We start from the raw sequence: 2,652 nt of genomic DNA, 5'->3' as shown, positions 1-2,652 counted from the left end.
ATCTTCGTGCAGATATACGAACCCGCCAGACTGTAGTTCGGGTTCGCCTTGTAGGCGGCGTTGGCACGTTTGACGAGATCGGCGTTTAGCGGCGAGTCGATCGAATGCCAGTATTGCGCGCCGAAATACACTCCTTCGCATAACTCAGGGCCTAGCGCTTCGAATTGCTCGAGGCCCGACGCCCACGCGATCAGGATCGTGCAGTTGTTCTTCATACCGAAGCTGACCGCCTGACGCAAAGTATCGGACGACTGCGATCCGAAGTTGAGAATCAGGAGCACGTCGGGCTTCGCCGCGACCGCGTTCGTCAGGTAGCCGCTGAATTCTTTTTCATTGAGCGAGTGATAGCTGTTGCCCACATGCTCAATGCCCTTCTCCTGAAAGATCGCTTTCGCGGCGGAAAGCAGGCCATCGCCGAACACATACTGCGGTGTGATGGTGTACCAGCGCTTGGCTTTGGGCATCATCTGGATCAGCGGGCGCACCGTCTGTTCAATGGCGCCGAAGGTCGGCACCGACCAGCGGAAGGTCGCGCTATTGCAGTCCTTGCCCGTGATCTCATCGGCGCCTGCGGTGGTGATGAACACGCCCCCGGCCTTCTCGACTTCCTTGCCCATCGCGAGCGATTCGGACGACAAGATACCCCCCGCGAAGAAGCGCGCATTCTTCTGTTGCGCGATCTCCTGCACACGGCGCACGGCCGTAGCGGGCTTGCCTTCGGTGTCGAGCGTCGTATAAGCGAGCGGTTGGCCGAGCACCTTGCCGTATTGCTCGATCGCGAGCTTCATGCCCAGGTCCGCGTATTTGCCGTTGGCGGCGAACGGGCCCGACATGGGTACTGGACACGCGAACTGGATGGGTGCGCCCTGCGCGAATGCGCTGCGCGCGGCAAGGGTTTGCAAGGCCCCGGGAACAGCCGACAGCGCGGCCAGCTTCAAGACATTCCGGCGATTCAAATTAACGCTCCTTGAGAGAAGACACGCGTGCTCGAACGACTACAAGACTGCTTGATTGTCAGTGACCGACGGCCGTGAAGCGACTCGCTACATTGTTTTAATCGCGCTGGTCAGTGTTAATTTATGATGATAAATAGGATGAACTTGATCGTAGGTACAATAACTTCTGGTGTCAACAAGGCAAAAATGCCACCCGATGCAGCGGGTGCGTGCTCAACGCACGTTTCACGTTTGCGCCCTTGGGAGACCTGTTTTGGCCCATGTGCAAAAGCAACCACAAAGAGCTTTGGAGAGCGTTATGGAGCGGGTAAAAGCAGGTGTCAGCATCCCTGTCAGGCAGCAGAAACGGCCCGATCTGGTCGCGGAGGAAATCAAGCGGCTGATTACCGAAAGGGAGTTGAAACCAGGCGACAAGCTGCCGCGCGAAGTGGAATTGCAGCAGATGTTCTCGGTCAGCAAAAGCACCATGCGCGAGGCGCTGAAGTCGCTTGAAGTGCAAGGCCTGATCACGGTGACGACCGGACCCGGCGGCGGCGGGACCATCATCGAAGTGCCGCTGGATCGCACGCTGCAACTGCTGCAGAACTATCTGTTTTTCAAAGATGTGAGCATCGACGATATTTATACGGTGCGGCAGTTGCTCGAACCCGAACTCGCGGCGGGCGCGGTGCCGCATCTGACCGAGGCGGACTTCGCGGCGCTTGATGTGAACATCGCCTGCTGCGACAGTCCCGCGACCCATAAAGAAGGCGACATTGTGCGGCGCAGGCAGGAGGACATGAACTTTCACGACATCCTCGCGGCCGCTAATCCCAATCCGTTTCTGCGCTTCAGTTGCCAGTTGATCAATGAAATGATCCGGCAATTAATTGAGTTTCGTAACGACACGCCCAAGGCCGAACTCGAGCGGTTCGGAGAATCCAATGTGAAGATTCATCGAGCGATTGCGAAGGCGGCGCGTGAGCGTGACGCCGGGAAAGTTCGCGAACTGATGGTCGTTCACATGACGGAAGCGCCTCGCTATGTGAAGAGAATGAAGGGCAAGCTGCGTGGCCGGTTGATCCTCGACGCGGAGACCCGCAAGCATTCGAAGATCGAGCCTGCAGCGGATTCCTGACTCGTATCCCGGTTGAAATGACACCTTCACTCAAGCGAAGTGATTCACGTGGTTGGGGGTTTCGATCGAAATCGGAGTCACGTTCCTTAAGGAAAACGTAGGATTGCATGGATAGGGTGCGGCAATGCGGCCGATGGGATGATTGACACAGTCATGAGTGTGGTTTCGCGATGCAACGGATGAGCAGAAGCACGGCGCGGCGCACCGGACGTTAGACACATCCTCGAGGGTGAAATCAGTCCCAGCAGTAGTGCCGCCGATTGATAATTGTTGACGCCGACGGCATGCAAGAAGTATTGGAAGGGCTTTGTCAACTTGTCGCACCGAAGCCGGAAAGATGGCAGAGACGCGCATCCCTCAGAAAGCGTAGGACGAGTCTTGGGTGACGTCGGTGAATTCGCGCCAGGCGGCGAACCTTGCCGCGAGTTGTTTGCGATAGAGTGAGGCGCGCAGTAGATGGCGCTTAAGCGCGAAATGTTGCCGGCCCGAAGCACGAGAGAAATAATTTCTGTGTGCGTTTCGGGTCGCGAAAGCCGCGCATTCGACGCTCGCGTTCGCGTGTCGGCTGGTGGCTGTTCT

The 2,652-nt window shown here is 57.4% G+C and carries 2 protein-coding genes and 1 pseudogene; 1 reads left to right on the top strand and 2 read right to left on the bottom strand.

Annotation, left to right across the window (positions count from 1 at the left end; translation table 11 throughout):
* On the bottom strand, nt 1-956 hold a 956-nt coding region (locus WCA53_RS16365), incomplete at its 3' end, for an ABC transporter substrate-binding protein (RefSeq protein WP_423912434.1).
* Nucleotides 957-1,254: 298 nt separating this feature from the next.
* Here WCA53_RS16365 and WCA53_RS16360 point away from each other — a divergent pair.
* A complete protein-coding gene (locus tag WCA53_RS16360) occupies nt 1,255-2,073 on the top strand; it encodes a FadR/GntR family transcriptional regulator (protein WP_423912432.1) in 819 nt (272 codons plus the stop codon).
* A gap of 357 nt (nt 2,074-2,430) precedes the next feature.
* Here the strand turns inward: WCA53_RS16360 and WCA53_RS16355 are convergent.
* Nucleotides 2,431-2,652 (bottom strand): annotated as a pseudogene (locus WCA53_RS16355) (IS6 family transposase); the annotation flags it as partial.

It is taken from the genome of Caballeronia sp., assembly GCF_049581465.1.
Classification (GTDB): Bacteria; Pseudomonadota; Gammaproteobacteria; order Burkholderiales; family Burkholderiaceae; genus Caballeronia.
Note: the sequence above shows the minus strand (reverse complement) of the source record. Positions and strands in the feature narration are given on the sequence as shown.

Bases quoted from the DNA above. Each gene is read 5' to 3' on its own strand.
- WCA53_RS16360 (WP_423912432.1), top strand. From the start codon at position 1,255: ATGGAGCGGGTAAAAGCAGGTGTCAGCATCCCTGTCAGGCAGCAGAAA.